16 protein-coding genes and 1 pseudogene are annotated in these 17378 nt (G+C 59.1%); 7 read left to right on the top strand and 10 right to left on the bottom strand.

Annotated elements, in window-relative coordinates; genetic code table 11:
- Positions 1–4: 4 nt before the first annotated feature.
- The 3 genes from dmeF to HWX53_RS02600 all read left to right on the top strand — a co-directional run bounded on the left by dmeF (position 5) and on the right by HWX53_RS02600 (position 2837).
- On the top strand, positions 5–1279 hold the full coding sequence (gene dmeF, locus HWX53_RS02610) for a CDF family Co(II)/Ni(II) efflux transporter DmeF (protein ID WP_175939161.1): 1275 nt from the start codon (positions 5–7) through the stop codon (positions 1277–1279).
- 141 nt (positions 1280–1420) lie between these two features.
- Positions 1421–1759, top strand: coding sequence for a response regulator (locus HWX53_RS02605; protein WP_175939159.1), 339 nt, complete (start codon positions 1421–1423; stop codon positions 1757–1759).
- Between the two features lie 787 nt (positions 1760–2546).
- Positions 2547–2837: an RNA chaperone Hfq gene (locus HWX53_RS02600; protein WP_175939157.1), complete on the top strand. Its 291-nt coding sequence runs from the start codon at positions 2547–2549 to the stop codon at positions 2835–2837.
- A 167-nt stretch (positions 2838–3004) separates the two neighbouring features.
- Here HWX53_RS02600 and HWX53_RS02595 read toward each other — a convergent pair whose 3' ends face one another.
- Entirely contained in the window at positions 3005–3676 is a 672-nt protein-coding gene (locus HWX53_RS02595) for a hypothetical protein (protein WP_175939155.1), read from the bottom strand.
- Between the two features lie 767 nt (positions 3677–4443).
- Between HWX53_RS02595 and HWX53_RS02590 the strand changes: the two genes are divergently transcribed.
- Entirely contained in the window at positions 4444–5184 is a 741-nt protein-coding gene (locus HWX53_RS02590; protein WP_175939152.1) for a hypothetical protein, read from the top strand.
- Between the two features lie 296 nt (positions 5185–5480).
- Here the strand turns inward: HWX53_RS02590 and HWX53_RS02585 are convergent, their stop codons facing one another.
- The 6 genes from HWX53_RS02585 to HWX53_RS02560 form a co-directional block, all read right to left on the bottom strand.
- Entirely contained in the window at positions 5481–7256 is a 1776-nt protein-coding gene (locus tag HWX53_RS02585; protein WP_175939150.1) for a reverse transcriptase domain-containing protein, read from the bottom strand.
- 1048 nt (positions 7257–8304) lie between these two features.
- A complete protein-coding gene (locus tag HWX53_RS02580; RefSeq protein ID WP_175939147.1) occupies positions 8305–8847 on the bottom strand; it encodes a hypothetical protein in 543 nt (180 codons plus the stop codon).
- A gap of 41 nt (positions 8848–8888) precedes the next feature.
- Entirely contained in the window at positions 8889–9314 is a 426-nt protein-coding gene (locus tag HWX53_RS02575) for a putative phosphothreonine lyase domain-containg protein (protein WP_175939145.1), read from the bottom strand.
- A gap of 33 nt (positions 9315–9347) precedes the next feature.
- On the bottom strand, positions 9348–9731 hold the full coding sequence (locus HWX53_RS27535) for a hypothetical protein (RefSeq protein WP_244139983.1): 384 nt from the start codon (positions 9729–9731) through the stop codon (positions 9348–9350).
- A gap of 33 nt (positions 9732–9764) precedes the next feature.
- Positions 9765–10448, bottom strand: a complete 684-nt coding sequence (locus tag HWX53_RS02565) for a hypothetical protein (RefSeq protein WP_208454772.1) — start codon at positions 10446–10448, stop codon at positions 9765–9767.
- Between the two features lie 147 nt (positions 10449–10595).
- Positions 10596–10952 carry a hypothetical protein gene (locus HWX53_RS02560; protein ID WP_175939141.1) on the bottom strand — a complete coding sequence of 119 codons (357 nt, stop codon included), beginning with the start codon at positions 10950–10952 and terminating at the stop codon, positions 10596–10598.
- A 205-nt stretch (positions 10953–11157) separates the two neighbouring features.
- On the opposite strand from HWX53_RS02560, the gene HWX53_RS02555 reads away from it, so the two are divergent.
- Together HWX53_RS02555 and HWX53_RS02550 are read left to right on the top strand one after the other, a co-directional pair.
- Positions 11158–11469 carry a helix-turn-helix transcriptional regulator gene (locus tag HWX53_RS02555; protein WP_175939139.1) on the top strand — a complete coding sequence of 104 codons (312 nt, stop codon included), beginning with the start codon at positions 11158–11160 and terminating at the stop codon, positions 11467–11469.
- A gap of 320 nt (positions 11470–11789) precedes the next feature.
- Positions 11790–12389: pseudogene (locus HWX53_RS02550) on the top strand (ATP-binding protein); the annotation flags it as partial.
- A gap of 363 nt (positions 12390–12752) precedes the next feature.
- Here HWX53_RS02550 and HWX53_RS02545 read toward each other — a convergent pair.
- A complete protein-coding gene (locus tag HWX53_RS02545) occupies positions 12753–13337 on the bottom strand; it encodes a hypothetical protein (RefSeq protein WP_175939135.1) in 585 nt (194 codons plus the stop codon).
- Between the two features lie 157 nt (positions 13338–13494).
- On the opposite strand from HWX53_RS02545, the gene HWX53_RS02540 reads away from it, so the two are divergent.
- Entirely contained in the window at positions 13495–14034 is a 540-nt protein-coding gene (locus HWX53_RS02540; protein ID WP_175939133.1) for a TlpA disulfide reductase family protein, read from the top strand.
- Positions 14035–14082: 48 nt separating this feature from the next.
- On the opposite strand, the gene HWX53_RS02535 is transcribed toward HWX53_RS02540, so the two are convergent.
- Entirely contained in the window at positions 14083–15423 is a 1341-nt protein-coding gene (locus HWX53_RS02535; RefSeq protein ID WP_175939131.1) for a sigma-54 dependent transcriptional regulator, read from the bottom strand.
- Positions 15424–15444: 21 nt separating this feature from the next.
- Complete coding sequence (locus HWX53_RS02530; RefSeq protein ID WP_244139982.1) at positions 15445–17346, bottom strand: sensor histidine kinase; 1902 nt, start codon at positions 17344–17346, stop codon at positions 15445–15447.
- Positions 17347–17378: the final 32 nt, after the last annotated feature.

The raw sequence follows: 17378 nt of genomic DNA, 5'->3' as shown, positions 1-17378 counted from the left end.
CGAAATGAGCAACTGGAAGGACGCCGGGTTCGGCGCAGGGCACAACCACGTCTTCCTCGGAGAAGCGCACGAGCAGAACGAGCGCAAAACGTGGATGGTTATCGCGCTTTGCAGCGCGATGATGGTGGCAGAAATAGCTGGCGGCAGCCTCTTTGGCTCTCTCGCACTTATCGCCGACGGCCTTCATATGTCGACGCACGCCGGGGCGATGCTCATTGCTGCTTTGGCTTATACGTATGCCCGCAAGCATGCAACGGATTCTCGTTTCGTCTTTGGCACCGGAAAGCTAGGTGACCTAGCAGGATTCACAAGCGCAGTCGTGCTCGCAATGATTGCGTTGCTGATTGCATATGAGGCGGTGTTGCGTTTCTTTTCGCCGGTGCCAATCCACTTCGGCGAAGCGATTCCCATCGCTGTCGTCGGGCTATTGGTGAACCTTGCGAGCGTCTGGCTGTTGAGCGGTGACCATCATGGGCATAGCCACGGTCACGGCCATGGCCATAGCGACGCCCACGGCCATGCAGACACCCACTCCCACGAGGACGAAGTCAAGCGCATACTTGCCCACACAGGCGGCTTCGAACTGTCTATTTACGAAGACGGCGTGCCACCTGTGTTCCGCGTCACGCCAGAAGCCGGAACACAGCCATTGAGCGCAGATGCTGTATCTGTCACGACAGTCCGGCCAGACGGCTCGCGTCAGACGTTCTCGTTTGTCGACAGAGGTGGTTATCTTGAATCTATACAGCAGGTCCCGGAACCGCATGCTTTCAGGACTATTGTCCGCCTACCGGGTGAGGAGCACAGCGTCGACTTCGTCGAACATGACCATGAGGCTCATGCAGGCACTGTGCGCGACCACAACATGCGGGCTGCGTATGTGCACGTGATGGCTGATGCTGCCGTCTCAGTGCTCGCAATAATCGGACTCGTTTTGGCTCGCGCATTCGGTTGGAACTGGATGGACCCGCTCGCAGGCGTTGTCGGTGCCCTCGTAATCGCGAACTGGTCATATGGTCTAATCCGCGATACAGGCGCCATCCTCCTGGACATGAACCGAGACGGACGGATGACCGTAAGAGTTCGACAGATAATAGAGGGCGCCGGCGACCGAGTCCTCGACCTTCACGTCTGGCGTGTCGGCCCAGGACACTTGAGCGCTATCATCTCTGTAGTGACCAACTCCGAGCGACGCCCCGATTACTATCGTTCTGCGCTGGCGCACATTGAGGGCCTCTCACACCTTACCGTTGAAGTTAATCCGTCGTCGAATAAGTAGTGGTGGACCGTGGCAACCGGTCGTTGCCCCGTTTGAGACAGTCTTCCCACCGTCGCATGACTGGTTGCCCTGTTGACGGCATGACAACCATGCACCGACCGCACTGCCATGCATTGCGTCCGGTTATATGGAGGAAATGTGATGAGCAGCGTTCTGTTTGTTGACGACTTAGAAGATACGGCTGATTCGCTCGCCGAGATTGCTTCTGCGTTGGGTCACCAGAGCGCGGTGGCGTACAGTGGTGCATCGGCCTTGGAAATCGCCACGCTCGACGTTTTCGACGTCATTTTCTTGGACCTTACTTTACCGGACGGTGATGGACGCGACGTGTGCCTTCAACTGCGGCGAGGCCGTTGTGCCGGTGCTCGTATTATCGCGCTGACTGGCCTCGCTGACTTGGCCGACGCGGACATGGAATGCTTTGACGGGCTGCTCCCAAAGCCTTGTCGCATTGACGACCTGGAACGGCTGCTGGCTTGAACCAAGTCTTGCTGCCGACTTCGCTCAGCGGCTGATGTGCGGACGTCGCGCTTGTCGCAGTCACGAGCGAGAAGTGGGTTTGCAATCGCTACGTCGCATCTGACTGCGGGCTCAATACGCGCTCGCAAGCCGCCTTGGCATCGCTATTTGCGGGCCAGTAGCGACTGCAGGCACCGGTGATATATCGCTCGAGTTCTAGCAGACGAGAAGTCGAGACGTAGATTGCTGTCAAAGATTGACGCTAGAGCGCTGCCGTTCAGCGTCAGGCCGGTCTCAGCTTCGATGGCGGCGGCGATTGGTCGTGCACGACTCGCCAGCATAACCCTGGCGACGACGTCTTCATCGCGCTGCATTGCCTTCGACCAGTAGGCGCAAGACTCGACAGTACTCCCCGTTGACATCCAAGCACCGGTCGCGAATTTCGTCGCAAGGTGGGAGATGACTAGGAAGGTCAGTATCTCTGCATCAACCGGCAAGTCGGACCGAACGGAAGACGCCATTGGCAGTCACCGGTGAAAGCACAATGCGTTGATTGTAGGACTTTGCCGCCCGAGTTCAAGTCTCCCGGGAGGAAGACGTCGCGCCAATCTTGGGCCATTCCGCGATGACTAGCAGGCGGCGATACCCGGCAGTTGGTTACAGCAGCCGGCATCCGAACAGATGCGCCGGTAAGGCTCGCACGACATCAAACCGCTGTGAGAGGCAATCCGCTACGACTATCGTCGAGTAACCGGTCAGCAGATTTTTCCTAAGATGTAGTGACCCGACCGAGAAAAGGATGTCCGCCATGGCTTCACAGAACGACAACATGCAAACAGCCTTCCTAGAGGCGCTTGTCAGTGAAAGGAAAACCGTGTGGATTTTCCTGGTGAACGGCATCAAACTGACGGGGCAAGTCATCACCTGCGACAGATTCACCCTTCTCCTAGAGTCGCAAACCGGCATCCAGGCGATTTTCAAAAGTTCAGTCTCGACGGTATGCGAGCCCCATTCGCCCGGGCCGAAGGGGTCCAGCGAACGCCCGTCGACAGCTCGGGCACAACGGCGAGTTCATAGCGGTGTTCAGAGGGGCATATGAAGCTGACCAGGTACTGGCGACGATTGAAGTCAGCAACCGGGCGGGCCACCGCCCGACGGATAAAGGACGCATGACCGGGGCGTGTTCGGAACCTTCGACGAACGCCGGGGCTCTTCGTCTTCCTTCCGCACGAACTCGACCGATGCCCACGGGGGTGCCCACAACTGTCAGGATGGGTTTTTCGACATGTCAGCGACGTACCACTGCTTATGGAACTCGTTGAAGTCGTCCATCTGCTTCCCGAACACGCCAAGCCAGCCGCCTTCCCACCTACTGAAGGCATGCGACCCGTCAAGGTTCATGACGTTTTCAGGCAGCGTCCTGATGGTGTAAATGGGATTTTGTGTGTCGAAATCGGCTCCGAGCTGATGGAAGTACTTTCCATCGAGCTTGAATTTCGACACGCCTGCGTGCGCAAGTGTCACATCGCTGTACTCCCGGTCTCGGAGCGTCGCCGAATACTGGAGCAACACCCGGGTTACGTCAGCCATCGAATTATTTGAACCCACGTCTTCAAGGTCAAAGACAATGGACGACGGCACGACGTAGTATTCGTAATGTGCGGTCGCCGAAATCCCGTGATTTCGACTGTCTCCAGCAATCACCACTTGGAGGGGCCTTGCGAGGCTGAGGTAGTTCGTGACCGCTATCGCCCCGAAAAGGGCGAGTACGACGCCGGGTACCGCCAATTTGTTTTTTTGCATCATCACGTTTGAAGTTGATTTTAGTCCGGCCGCGGGTCGCGCCTTGGCGACCGACTCTACATCGCCCTGGCTTGCCCGAGGCCGTCGGACCTTGTCGCTGCATTCAATCGCGCCACCTCTGTCCGATGTGACCATACCGCTGTTATATCGGCAGGACGGCAACGAACTTGAGCAAGTGCTTCCCCCAAGCGTCATGCGGGAAGTCGACACCACTACGTCGTGCGGTCCATGCGAAATGTGCTTCGGCACTTGCGTGAGCTCTTAAGAATGCCGAGAATGGGGCGACCAAAAGTAAGACGCGCGCGGACCGTATGGTTAGAAACGGGTTCGCTCCTATCTCATAACGTGAAAGCGACAGCAACGATAAGCTGCATAGGGGGCAGTTAAGTGACGCCACAGGAGTTAGTCGGGCATAAACGGGTGATGAAAGTATTGTCGACCTTTCCGACATTCAAACCAATGAAGCGGAATAAGTGGCCGAAACCCTTCCATCGCATGGGCGGTCCAAGGGTCCAAGCAACCGAAATAATCTCGGTCTCGGATACGCACCGAGTGATGTTTTTGTGGCGAGATGGGGAGCTACGCACTGACTCTTGCTTCTACGCATATCTGCTGTGTGAGCTTTCGGGCGGCGCTCTCGGGCCGGTCCTTGAGTTTCACTTGCACCCGAGCCATAAGGGAATCCACTGTAAGGTTCCGTGTGGGACGTCGGATGACTACACGAACCGACTGCTACCGGGGGCGCCCGAGCTCAGCATCGAGCGGTCGACCACGCTCGACCCCAGGAATGATAGCGACCGAACGAAACTTATCGCCGCCTTCTGCGATACATGCGGTATTAGCCTGCGCCCTCAGGCGGCAGATGAGCGTCAACACGAGCTCTGGGGAACCTGGAGCTGACGATGGACCTGAAGAAAGCAATATGTTCTCTTTTCGAGGTGTACCCCGAACCAAACGGCGTGCAGCGGGTCGTCACGCCGATTGAGTACGCTGGAACTGGCGACCGCATCGTTGTTCGCGTACGGCAACGCCATGAGGGCTTCACGGTCGATGAGAATGGCGAGGCTTGCTTTCATGCGAGCATGGCAGGTGGGGACGTCGAATCGGAAGTGGTCTCCCGATGGGCAGAAGACCTTGCAGCGGCTGGAAAAGTAAGGCTGCAGGAAGATGAGACCTTGTCCGCTGTCACCACCGACCCGCAAGCTATTGCCCCGCTGATTTTTCGTGTCGCAGAAGCAGCGCAACAGTTGCATGCCATTGCGACGGCCCGGACGGAACGGCAAGCGAGCGACTTCAAAGCTCGTCTGGCTGCGATAGTCAGCGCCGTAGCGGCCGACTTCCAATTGGGACACGAAACGGACGTTCAGTTGCCTATCGCTGGTGGGATGGTCGCAGACCATTTGTTGCGGAGCGCGACTCCGTTAATCGTCGTCGCGGCGACGAGCGCAACTCGGTTATTGGAGGCAGAGGTCATCCACATGCAGTATCGAATGGAACGGAAGGCTGGATTCGTTCTCGCTGTGGTCGAGAACCAGAATGTCGTGGGCAAGCGTCAGTTCGAACGGGCAAACTACTATACCGGCAAGACGGTCACTTTCAATGAGCACGATTTTGGCTCGTTGCTCTCGTCGACTCTCAACTGAACGCGGTGGTCGAGTAGACACTTGAGCCTGCCTCGCAGCGCCAATCCTCGTCCGGAGTCAGAGAGGGTGACGCTGAGAATCGCGATTGCGAAGTTTGGGAAACGTCGATAAAGACCTTCTTGCTAACTACCACCTCAACAACTACATTTCGCCACATTGAAAACTTCGCTCGATGTGGGACACAAACCCGACCTCTGTTCAAGTGAGAAGCGAAACCTCACGTCTTCCGCCCGACGAGCTGATGAATATGGTCGAGCACGCCGGGACCCTTCACCGTTGATGGTCCGCGGAGCCGCTTATAACAGGTCTGACGCTTCCGGCCTGTGGCCGCCGCCTAGGCTCCGAGAAAGCTCGCTGAGCGTATCAAAAATAGCTTCGAACCCTGCGAACGAGGGGGCGTGAAACGGTTCAACGCGCAAGTCGACAGCATCGGCGAATTGCTTCTTGCTCATGACAACGGGTTTGCCTCGCAAGCCGCCATACCCGACAACGTCGGAATCGACAATTAAGGTTCCGGCTTTTGGATGGCGATAGAGAACTTCCAGCCCCCCAATATGGTGGCCGTCCAGGTCAAAATCTTCACGGGGAAACAGCCGACGACCCTGAGCGTCTTTCTGCCATAGGAACTCATCTCTATAGAGATGCTCAATGCAAACTTGCTGTCGTCCGTGACGATGCTCGGGGATAGGCAAGACCAGCGAGTACACGTTGTTCCCGTGGTGTTTCAGCTTCCCGTACTTGTCCTCGGCCTTTTTTGCGAAGTCACTGTCTCGGTCGAACAAGTAGACCTGTATCTGGTGCCGAAATTCCTCTCGCCTCGAATCATTGACGCAGTTTTGCCACAGCTTACCCTCCCCGCGTGGTCGGTCCGAGTGGTCAGCCCAGTCGACGTTGAGGTCCACATATCGGCCGTCCCCCTTCATTCGTGACAGCGCATGTCGCAAATGGATGGTGTCTGTGACGCCCTCGGTATAGACCATCAATCGTGGCGACATGGCTTGGAGTTGCTCTGCTGCATCAAGCTGGAAGCCATCATCTAATTGCGCCAGCTTCTTAGCCAAGGTCAGATACGTCGTATCATCTCCGCCCTTGACGAAACGGACAAACGTCATCCTCCCTCGAATCACCTCGCGAAAATCCGCCGGTTGACTTTTCCAGTGAGGCCGGTTGCGTTTGTAATGGTTCGCGAAGAACCATGACGCCGCAGCTTCCTCTCCATGCTTCCTCCATGCGTGCAACACCGCTCGCAGTCCGCGGATGTACTCGCGACTGACGTTGACCTTCTCATTGACCGTTATGCCGGTCACCTGCTGGCGACTGCTCTTGCTGAAGATTCGGGTCTTGGCATCGTTGACAACAAAGCCCTGCCTCTCGACTACAGCGCGTAATCCATCACCAACGACCGCTTGGACAGAGATACCGTCAGCCGCCAAAGGGGAACATACTTGGGGGCTAAGCCGCTTTTGGCTCGTTGAAAAAACGAGGTCATCCGCGTACCGGGTGTAGAAGCATCGGTGCGCCTTTGCCATACGCTTAAGTTCGTAGTCTAGCGAGCGGCAAATGAAATTGGAGATGATTGGGGACGTCGGAGCGCCTTGCGGCAGTTCGTTCCCATCCATGACGAGCTGTGCAAGTAGGGTAGCTATCTCGTGGTTGAAATCGAACGGATGACCCCGAAATAGGCCTTTAACGCGCCCAAAGTTAACGGACGGGAAGAAGTCCTTCAAATCGACTCTGGCAACCCATTTCTGCGCGACATGTACGCGTGCCTTCTGAACAATGTTTTTGTTCTTCGTGTACCCGTACACGTGCTGCCGAGGACGATATTGCTTTGCTAACTCGCCTGCGATGATTTTCTGAATCTTCTTTAGCGGCGGAATCGGCTCTCGTATCCTTCTTTCCCCACCGTTACGCTTCTTGATTGCATGAGTCTTATAGCGCCGCTCACAGGGTAGTCCGTAGAGAAGGAAGTTCAGCCTCGTTGTCGTGATACCAAGAAACTGACAGAGCTGCACCTTGCTCGTCAAGCTGGTGAAGCTATTGAACATCGACTGTTGATTATCAGTGCCCATCCGGTTCAACCTATCGTACGCTGCCGCCATCGCTGGATGCAACCTGGCTGCCTGGTCGGCTCACCTTCTGGAGTCCACTGAGTAGTCTTGGGAGCAAGTTCAAGAACCGTGACGAATGCATCACAGAAAAACAACCGGATGGGCGCAGCGATTATACGGACTTTTTTTCAAGCCCGCGCCAAATTGTTGGCGAGCTGCTCTTAGAGCAGCCGCACTCGGAGCTGCGCTTGGGGCAGTTCGGAAAGTCATTATCTAGCAGCGTTGTAGCCGAAAGTTTATGCGAGCGCCGCGCTCGGCAGAGGGCGTCCTATCCTATCGACGCCGGGAACCCGGTCACACGCAAGCCGAGGGCTGGCCTAACCAATCTGACGACGGCCGAATGTGTCGCAAGAACTCTCTCAAACCATAACTACCGGACCAAACGCCGGGAGAAATCGCTGGAGAATTCGAAGGCCAGAAAGAGCGCGGCATGAGGGAGCACAGTACTAGGAACAATACGGGGCCTTTCGATGAGAGCCTTTTCCGCCGCCAAAATCTCGCCCTGCGAGCCCGCGTCGGCGGTACTGCCAATGCGGGGCCGCGCGACGATTAAAGCAAGGATTCGCGCACGGAACCTCCTGATTGTCGTGGTCGGCGACTCTGCTGACGTCATGGCGTGACTGTCGTGTCAGCCGCAGCCCCCGTGTCGATTTCGCTAGGTTGGCCATCCAACGAGGCGGAGCATCGAAAGCAATTCCTTCACTTCCGGGCACGACCGCTCATGCTTTCGTACGCCACAATTCTGGTACCAACCTGTACACGACGATTGATGCGACGTGTACCTGTCGTTACGGTCAGCTGAGCCGCAAGGTCTTAACAGGCGTCGTAACGCACCCACAGTTCCTCGTCGATTGGAGCGCTTCTGCAGCGACCATCCACTTCGCGAACCGAGAGCTTTGGTTGGACCCTGGTTATCGCACCTGGGTCCGGCTCGCTCGGAACATCGTCAGGCACACATCGGTCCGTCATTCCGTGCTCCATCGCTGCGGCAGATACTTGAATCGATTTTTCAAGTCGCATCTCCACTGGATGTAGCTGGGGCTCTTGCTGAGCGAGACTTGCGCTTGGAGCCTTGCGTTCGCCGCCGAACGGCCTCTGGTGGCACGATTTCGGTTTCCGGACAAGCCCTCACTAGTCCCTGCAATCTCGCAAGTTGCCGCTTGTACTCAACGTCATACATAGCGGCGACCGCTGGATACTCATCACGAAACACCTGGTCGTTTTCCATTTCCATGAGTCTGTCGGCGCCGACAGTAGCTTCGTGCACGACTGCTCGAGCCTCGATGAGGTGGAAGCCTGTGTGCCTGACCAATGACATCACCATGTCGAAAGTCAAGGTTTCCCATTCGTCGCGCGTTACGGAACACAACCACGAGACATACATTCCAATGATTATCTGCTTGAAGCCGCTATACCACGCCTTCTCGCCATCCATCTCCGTGTACGGCAAACGGTAGTATTCCCCGCAGATTTCAATTTCAACGGGATACTTCGTTACCGCAGCTTCCGCGCGAACGTAGGGCGGCACGTAATTACAGACCAAGGGTTCCATGCAAGCCCCATCGGCAGGTATGTGAAAATATTGTCGCCTGGCTACGCACGTAGGTACCACTCACCAGAGCCGTTAATCCTGTTCCGTGTATCAATGTCGCGCTTGTAGCCGAGTTCCTTCACGAAGCCCAGCGACTGCAGCACTTCGCGGACGCGCATGAGGTCCTGCCTATCGGCCCAGTCACGCGTGTAGAAACAGATGACGTGCCCATCGCGACCCATGCTGCGCAGAGCGGTGGATACCTTGGCGCACATTAGCTGGTTGCTCTCGATAGCGCCGCTGTTTTTGTTCCATTCTTGGTCAACGTCGGCGGGGCTCACGAAGATGCACCATTTCGCAGTCGCATCTGTAGACACGAAGTCGTTGTAGCTCGGGGACTTCTTGTAGTGCCAGTTGCAACTCAGGTCCTCGGAAGGCTTTTCCGATTTTCTGAACAGACGCTGTTCCACATCAATTCCTTCCTTCATTGAAGCCTCCTCGCGTCTGGCGCATCCCCCTCATCAAGCCCTTTTGCCAAGCCTCGCGCGACACTGCTCCAGCTCTTTGATGAGCGCGTCTATTCGCGCTTGCATCCCCTCCGCTCGTTTCAGTAGCTGTGCAACTTCGTACCAGTAGGCATATCCGAGGTCCCCATCCTCCAGGCCTAACTCTTGGAACTTGCGGAGCGCAATTTCTAGGTCGATATGGCTGTGCGAACTCACGTCTTCTTCCTCCGATGCCGCGCCTGGTGGCTCGCACTGCCGCGGAGGCATGCGCCTAAACAAAACGCCTTGATTCACATATCTGTTTTTGACGCGCAGCAAGACCAAGATGACTGCGAACGCGACGACCGGTCCGACAACAAGTATCAGGTTTTGAAGAGCGAAGTTCAGCAGTTCTTTCACGGCCAGCAGACGTTATAAAGTGATGTCTCATGCTTAGGAGAACAGCCGCGCGAATTGTTCTGCAAAGCTGCTAGCTTCTTTTACTACCAGCTCGACGTCTTCGGCCGCTAGTCGTTGAAGCGGTGTCGTCGAGCCAAGTGACTCAATCGGGGTTGTGAAGAAGTCGAACATGGCCCATCCGTCGGTTTTTCCGAGAGCGCGTATGACGTTTCTGAAGTCGTCGCGGAAAATCGAGGGCGATAGGAAGAATGCTGGATAGTACGCGTCCGGTCCAAAGAAGACGGGAAAGACTCGCTGTGACTTAACGAGCTTAGCCAGCTTCTTTTCCGTGACGCCGGCCGAGTTGCAGAAGTCATGCTTCCGCAGTACTTTCCCTTGAAGCACAAGAGGGTAACGCGCAACGTTCGCGTCACGGTATCTTGGGGAAGATTTGTGTTCCGGCATTCGCCTCGATTCAGGTCTGACGCGCTTGCGAAGCTTATCTTCCTCTTTGCGAATCGCAGCGAGGTCGATTCCGTACACCATGGCCTGACCGACGGCTTTGCAAAGATGATTCTTCAGCATGCGGCCAAGCGCTGCATCCGGTATTTCCAGCAGCGCTTCAGCGCCCTTTGGGTCGCAAAGAATGACCGCAACCGCGGCGCGATGAAAGATATGGTCCAGCCACTTTTCACTGAGCGCCGCCTGATTACCCGTATTATCTGCCGACCGCGGCATGGTCATTCCTTTCGTTAACCGGCGCGAGAGCCCCTTTTTGCGCCGAGCGAATGACGAGTAACTGAGTGACGACGTCCCTCGCTCACAGGCCTTCAGATTTTCAACGTGCCCTTCCAATGCTTCCCATCGATGCCGAACTTGTAAGCGCTAGGCGTCGCGGCAATCTTCAGGTCTCTTGCGCATCTCTTCTGTAACGTCTTTAACCGCGCCGCCCACTCCTCCGGTGATGGTGTCGAACCACGCGTCCCACGTGTCGACGACGTCCCAAAAGAATCCCGGCTCGCCGAGCAGTCGATAAGTCTGACCGTCGTTCGTCTGTGCGCGCAACGCTTTCTGGTCAAACGTGACGAGACTGGAACTCACGCGTCCTTGGTCGGCGCAGTCGTAACCAACGAGACGCATCAAACCGTCATCTGTCGCGAAGATTCGCCAGCGCGACAGAGGCATTTCGGGCTCTGAACTCACGGTAGAAACATTCCAGTTGAGAAGGAAGCGCAAAAACAAGGAGCATGCCTTCTGGGCCGCAAGGCGAACGTACTTCTGCCGTCCAACGGCTAGCTACTGCTGACCTTTTTTACGCTATACACGCTGCGACGACCCTCCCGTCACAGAACACGACACAAGCATCACGCGAGAAGTGTAGATGAAGGGTTTTGAATAGTAAACTATGTAGAATTATTTGCTGTAGAAATTTGTTCTTCACTGCCGGATGCTCCTGCTACATATGGCAGAGAACATCAACGAGCGCGCGGCCGAACTTCGTATGCGTCTCTCAATCAACTTGAAAGTCCTTCGCGGAAAGCTCGGCATGTCCCAAGAAGCTCTCGCGGAGCGTGCTGGTATCCATCGCACCCACATAAGCCAACTCGAGCGCAGGATTCTGAACCCGGGATTAGACACGCTGGTCGTAATAGCGGCCGCGCTCGGTGTCGAAGAAGTCGACCTTCTTGCGGTACCCACCGAAGCACCCGAGCCTGTCCACAGAGGACCCCCCAAAGCGGGTTCCGGAAGCCGAAAATAGACTCCGAAGACCAACTGAGCGTTCCGCGGGATGAGGTCTGGCGTAGCTGTGGCAGAAACAAATGCACGCTGGGCGCGACATGCGCATTCCAGAATCGGAAAACATGACCGACAGACCCAGTGCACTGGCGAATGATGTGTTCCCCGTGTGCACAACTTCGCTGCCCACACCGCAAGGGTGTGGACAGCCGCCTGGCGGCGGTTCCGAAGTTGAACACACTCGAGGCTGACGCGCCGGCAGAGCCGGCTTGCCCAAAAGAGAAGGACCTAACGACACGGTCGATTGACAAGTATCAGGGGAAAAATGCTGCAGAAAGCTAACTTCCCGAATTCGATCGCAAGGTGCTCGAAACGCTGCGCGAACCGCTCGAAGCCGGCCGCATCACCATTTCGCGGGCCGCGCAGCAGGCCGACTTCCCCGCCGCCTGCCAACTCGTCGCCGCGATGAACCCGTGTCCGTGCGGGTGGCGCGGCGACCCCTCTGGCCGTTGCCGATGCTCGCCGGAGATCGCCGCGCGTTACTTGCGCAAGCTGTCCGGGCCGCTCATGGACCGCATCGACATTCAGATCGAACTGCCCGCGCTCTCGCCAGCGGAATTGTCGGCGCGCAGCGCGAAGCGTGGCGAATCGAGCGCGCAGGTCGCGGCACGCGTGGCGGTCGCGCGCGAGACGCAGTTGCGCCGGCAGGGCAAGACGAATCGCGAGCTGGATGGCCGCGAAGCCGACGACGTTTGCCGCCCCGATTCTGCCGGCGAGGCGCTGCTGCGCTCGGCGGGAGAGCGGTTCGGCTGGTCGGCGCGGGCGTACTACCGCGTACTGAAAGTGGTGCGGACCATCGCGGACCTTGCCGGCGTGGACACGCCGGACGCGGCGCACGTCGCGGAGGCGGTCCAGTATCGGCGGGCGCTCGGCATCGCATGAGCCTGCGACGGTTCGCGTCAGCGCAAAAATGCTTGTCAAGTCTTGACTTATGCACACCGACGCGATCCACGCCGGACTTTCATCGGATTTGACGCTGGCTGAACGCCGATTCCGCAGGCCATTGATTTTATTGAATTAATTAAATTGCCGTGATCGCAGGCAAAGTAACGACAGCCGCTTGTTTCGGGCTTTTGGGGGCCAACGCACATTCTTCTCCACAAAGTTATCCACAGAACTTGTGGATAGCGGAAAAAGTCCTGACAAATCCGTGGATTACGGCTCAATTCTGCGAAGCGACTTGCATTCGATTTCAGTTCGGCACGGCGCTTTTAAGCCAGTACTTGCATGATTCGAGCGTCCCCTCTAAAAAAGTTTAAAGGACGTGAAGAATTGATCCGCTTGCTCGGCGGGCGGCGCTTTGTCAGAGACGATCGCCAGCTGATACACATGCATGCCGCGTGCGACGAAACGCGCGTGGATGGTCCGCGACTCGCGCTTTTCGCCGCTTTGCCCTTCGACCTGCATCTCGCTGCCGAGCACGCGCCCGCCCGCCGCCAGCTCGATTTGCGTCGCGCGCGCTGCCGGACGCGCATTCACGTTGCGCGCGAGGCCTTGCTCCAGGTAGTCGAGCGCCGCGCGTTGCAGCGCCGGGTCCGCGCTCGGCAGCACGACCGTGCCGACAGCGAACACGGCGTCGTTCGCTTCGGCGGTCTGCATGCGCATGGTCATCGGCTGGCCGGCGATCTCGATCTTGCGTTCGTCCGCGCGAGGCTTGGCGGGCAGCGTCACTTCGTAGCCGTCGTCGTTGTTCATGACGGTGCGCCAGTCGTAGGCGGGCGTGCAGGCCAGCAGCGCGCCACAGGCAACCGCCGCCATCGACGCGCGCCACGCGCCGAGCGCGGCAAAATGGCGCACTGCGGCTGTCACGGGGAAAAAAGCCTGCTTCATGTCGGATTCTTTGCGTGAGAAAGCATCATTATCGCGCCGCGATGCCGGGCCTTCGGCTCCGACATGATGCCGCCGGGCGTTTGGCGCTAAAATAACCGGCACTTTCCTATTGCGGTTGCGCCGCTCACGGCGCTGGACTCTGCAATCCGAGGTTCCCATGTCCCAAACCACGCAAGACACTTCCGGCCGCGTCAAAAGCCCGCTGCGCTATGTCGTCATGGCGCTCGTCGCGGGCGTGATCGCCTGTACCGGCTACTTCGCGTTCGGCGGCCAGCAGCGCGTGCCGGACGCCACTTTCACGCTGCTGTCGGGCCAGAAGATTTCGACATCGGCGGATCTGAAGGGCAAGGTCTATCTCGTCAACTTCTGGGCGACGAGCTGCGAGACCTGCATGAAGGAAATGCCCGAGATGATCAACACGTACAACAAGTACAAGGGGCGCGGCCTGGAGTTCGTCGCGGTCGCCATGAACTACGACGCGCCGATGTACGTCAGCAATTACGCGCAGACGCGCAATCTGCCGTTCAAGGTCGCGATGGACGACGGCAGCGCCGCCAAGCAGTTCGGCAACGTGCAACTGACGCCGACCACCTTCGTCGTCGACAAGAACGGCAAGATTCTGAAACGCTATGTCGGCGAGCCGACGTTCGCGGAACTCGACGCCCTGCTGGACAAGGCGCTCGGCTCCGCGGCGTGAGCGCAGCCCGTCTCGAGATGACGCCCGCTCAAGCGGGCGTTGTCGTTTCTAGCGGTCGGAATCTCCCCTTGCGGCCAGCCCGTAACGCTTGATCTTCTCGTAGAGCGTCGCCTTGCCGACCTGAAGGCGGTCCGCCGCCACCGCGACCGCGCCGCCGCACTGCTCCAGCGTTTCCGCGATGACCGCGCGCTCGAACTGCTCGGCGCGCTCCTTGAGCGATTGCGTCGCCGTGTCGAGCGACGCGCTCACGTCGTCCATCACGCCGAGCACCATGCGATCGGCCGCGTTGCGCAGTTCGCGCACGTTGCCGGGCCAGTCGCGCTGCATGAGTTCGGCGCGCTGCCGGTCCGTGATGAGCGGCGCGGGCCGGCCGTAGCGCACGGCGGCATCGAGCAGAAAGTGTTCGAAGAGCGGCACGATGTCCTCGCGGCGCTCGTTGAGCGGCGGCAGCGTGATGGTCACGACGTTCAGCCGATACAGCAGGTCGCGCCGGAACGTGCCGTCCGCGACGTGCTCGTTCATGTCGCCCTTGGCCGCGGCGACCACGCGCAGATTCGCCTGCACCGGCTGGTTCGACCCGAGCCGTTCCAGCACGCCGTCCTGCAACACGCGCAGCAGCTTCACTTGCAGCGAGAGCGGCATGCTTTCGATCTCGTCGAGAAACAGCGTGCCGCCCGATGCGTGCTCCAGCTTGCCGATGCGCCGCTTCTGCGCGCCCGTGAACGCGCCCGCTTCGAAGCCGAACATTTCGGACTCGAACATCGGCTCGGGCAGCGCGCCGCAGTTCACCGCGATAAACGGCTTGTCGCGGCGCGGCGACATCTCATGCAAGCTCCGCGCGATCAGTTCCTTGCCCGCGCCCGTGTCGCCGTTGATGAGCACTGAGGCGTCCGTCGGCGCGACGTTCGCGATCAGCCGACGCACCTGTTCGATGGCCGGACTGCGCCCGATGATGCGCGGCGCCACGCCGCTCTGATCGGCCAACTCGCGCCGCAGCGCCTGATTCTCCAGCACCAGCGTGCGCCGTTCGAGCGCCCGCCGCACCGCTTCCACGAGACGCTCGGAGGCGAACGGCTTTTCGATGAAGTCGTACGCGCCGTCGCGCATCGCCTGCACAGCCATCGAAATATCGCCGTGTCCGGTGACGAGAATCACGGGCACGTCCGGCGCGCGTTCGCGGCATTGCGCGAGCAAATCGAGACCGCTCGCGCCGGGCAACCGGATGTCGCTCACGATCACGCCGGGAAAATTCGCGTCGATGACGCGCGCCGCCGATTCGACACTGCCGTGGCCCGCCACCTCGAAGCCCGCGAGTTGCAGGCTCTGCACGCTCGCGCGGCGCACGAGCTCGTCGTCTTCAATAAAGATCACCTGCAAACCGGTGGTCATGTCTTGCCTCGATTCAAATGGCTACGCGCGTCGCAGCGTCAACACGAATTCTGCGCCGTGCGAGCGATCGGCGTCGGCTTGCGTGCCGCCTTCCGGGCCGTCCGCGACGATGGGCGCCACGCGATTGCGCGCGACGAGCGTGCCGCCGTAGTCCCGCGCGATCGCCGACGAAATCGCCAGCCCGAGTCCCAGTCCGTGTCCCGTCTCCTTCGTCGTGAAGAACGGCTCGAACAGGTGCGGCAACGCGTCGGCGGGAATGCCCGGCCCGTTGTCGCGCACGACGATTTCCACCGCATCCGCCCGCGCGTCCAGTTCGATCACGATGCGCGGGGCATCGCATGACGCGACGGCATCCAGCGCATTGCCGATCAAGTTGATGAACACCTGCTCCAGCCGCAAGTCCTCGCAGCGCACCATGATCGGCGGGCCGTCGCCTTCCAGTTCCGGCGCAATGTCCAGCACGACGTTCGAAAGACGCGGCCCGAGCATGCCGAGCACGTTGCGCAGCGCCCGGGCGACATCCGTGCGCGCGTTTTTCGGCCGCGCCTTGGCGACGAAGAGCTTCAGCTGATTCGTGATCTTGCCCATGCGCTCGGTCAGCGCGGCAATGGCTTCGAGATTTTCGCGCGCCGCCGCCTGATCGCCGCGCTCGATCAGCACGCGCGTGTTGTCCGAGAAACTGCGTAACGCGGCAAGCGGCTGATTCAGCTCGTGCGTGATGCCCGCCGCCATCTGCCCGAGCGCGGCTAGTTTGCTCGCCTGAATGAGTTCGTCGTGCGCGGCGCGCAGGTCCTGCTCGGCGCGCGTGCGTTCGTTCACTTCCTTCGTGAGTTGCGCGTTGGCCTGAGACAAGTCCGCCGTGCGCTCCGCCACGCGCTGATTCAGTTCCGCATACGCCGCCTGCAACAGCTCGCGGCTGCGGATCATCTCGCGCACGCGCGCGCGCCGCATGCGCCAGTAGAACGCGAGCAGACACAGCGAGACGAAGACGAGCGCCGTCACGACGACCGCCGTCTGCGCCGCGCTTTCGACGGGATCGAGCGGCGCCATCGTGATGAGTTGCCAGTCCGGCTCGCCGATGGAGCGGCGCGTCTCCAGAAAACTCGGCGCGTTGTGTCCGCCGCCGACGCGCACGATCTGCGCCCCGCCTTCCAGCGTTTCGACGACGGACAGGGGCAGCGGCGTGATCGGCTGCTGCGCGTACTGCCGCGTCTGATACACCGACGCCTCGACGCTCTGCGGCAGCGGCCGCACCGTGTGATATTTCCACGATGGGACCGAGGACAGAAAGATCACGCCGTGATCGTCGGTGACGAGCAGCGGCTCGGACGCATCCGCGCCTTGCAGCCATTCAAGATTCAGCTTGACGACCGCCACGCCGATCAGTTCGTGCCCGCCTTCCTGATACACCGGCTGCGAGATGTAGTAACCCGGTTCGAGCGAAATCGTCCCGAGTCCGAAGAATCGTCCGACGCCGCCTTTCACGGCATCGACGAAATACGGCCGGAAGTGATATTCCACGCCGATGAAGCTGTCCGGCCCGCGCCAGTTGCTTGCCGCGACACAGTAACCGTCGGCGCGAATCAGGTAAGTCGCGGTGGCGTGCGAGCGGCGGTTGAGATCTTCGAGATAGCGGTTCGCGCGATCGACATTGCGTGCATCGGGCGAGACGAGCACGTCCTGCACGAACGGATGGCGCGAGAGCAGATACGGCAGATATTCGTAGCGGTCGAGCGTGCTTTTGAGCGTGCTCGTGGTGCGATCGACGCGCGCCGCCGCGTTGCGCCGCAATTCGTCGATGCCGCGCTGCCGCTCGACGTGCCACGTGAGCGCGCAACACGCCGTGAGCAGCGCGGCGAGCGCAAAGAACACGAGGATGCGGCGCGTCACGTGATGAGATTCCCGCGATTGAGAATCCCTCATTGTGGCATAGGCGTTTTCGGGATAAGCCTGCC

Origin of the sequence: Caballeronia sp. BCC1704, from assembly GCF_902833455.1 — a bacterium.
Taxonomy (GTDB): domain Bacteria; phylum Pseudomonadota; class Gammaproteobacteria; order Burkholderiales; family Burkholderiaceae; genus Caballeronia.
The sequence above is the reverse complement of the archived record's forward strand: the minus strand, read 5'-3'. Positions and strand labels throughout refer to the sequence as shown.

What these genes read in the sequence shown, in the direction of transcription:
- dmeF (WP_175939161.1), top strand. Translation starts at nt 5, where the DNA reads ATGAGCAACTGGAAGGACGCCGGGTTCGGCGCAGGGCACAACCACGTC.
- HWX53_RS02605 (WP_175939159.1), top strand. Translation starts at nt 1,421, where the DNA reads ATGAGCAGCGTTCTGTTTGTTGACGACTTAGAAGATACGGCTGATTCG.
- HWX53_RS02600 (WP_175939157.1), top strand. Translation starts at nt 2,547, where the DNA reads ATGGCTTCACAGAACGACAACATGCAAACAGCCTTCCTAGAGGCGCTT.
- HWX53_RS02595 (WP_175939155.1), bottom strand. Translation starts at nt 3,676, where the DNA reads ATGGTCACATCGGACAGAGGTGGCGCGATTGAATGCAGCGACAAGGTC.
- HWX53_RS02590 (WP_175939152.1), top strand. Translation starts at nt 4,444, where the DNA reads ATGGACCTGAAGAAAGCAATATGTTCTCTTTTCGAGGTGTACCCCGAA.
- HWX53_RS02585 (WP_175939150.1), bottom strand. Translation starts at nt 7,256, where the DNA reads ATGGGCACTGATAATCAACAGTCGATGTTCAATAGCTTCACCAGCTTG.
- HWX53_RS02580 (WP_175939147.1), bottom strand. Translation starts at nt 8,847, where the DNA reads ATGGAACCCTTGGTCTGTAATTACGTGCCGCCCTACGTTCGCGCGGAA.
- HWX53_RS02575 (WP_175939145.1), bottom strand. Translation starts at nt 9,314, where the DNA reads ATGAAGGAAGGAATTGATGTGGAACAGCGTCTGTTCAGAAAATCGGAA.
- HWX53_RS02565 (WP_208454772.1), bottom strand. Translation starts at nt 10,448, where the DNA reads ATGCCGCGGTCGGCAGATAATACGGGTAATCAGGCGGCGCTCAGTGAA.
- HWX53_RS02555 (WP_175939139.1), top strand. Translation starts at nt 11,158, where the DNA reads ATGCTCCTGCTACATATGGCAGAGAACATCAACGAGCGCGCGGCCGAA.
- HWX53_RS02545 (WP_175939135.1), bottom strand. Translation starts at nt 13,337, where the DNA reads ATGAAGCAGGCTTTTTTCCCCGTGACAGCCGCAGTGCGCCATTTTGCC.
- HWX53_RS02540 (WP_175939133.1), top strand. Translation starts at nt 13,495, where the DNA reads ATGTCCCAAACCACGCAAGACACTTCCGGCCGCGTCAAAAGCCCGCTG.
- HWX53_RS02535 (WP_175939131.1), bottom strand. Translation starts at nt 15,423, where the DNA reads ATGACCACCGGTTTGCAGGTGATCTTTATTGAAGACGACGAGCTCGTG.
- HWX53_RS02530 (WP_244139982.1), bottom strand. Translation starts at nt 17,346, where the DNA reads ATGAGGGATTCTCAATCGCGGGAATCTCATCACGTGACGCGCCGCATC.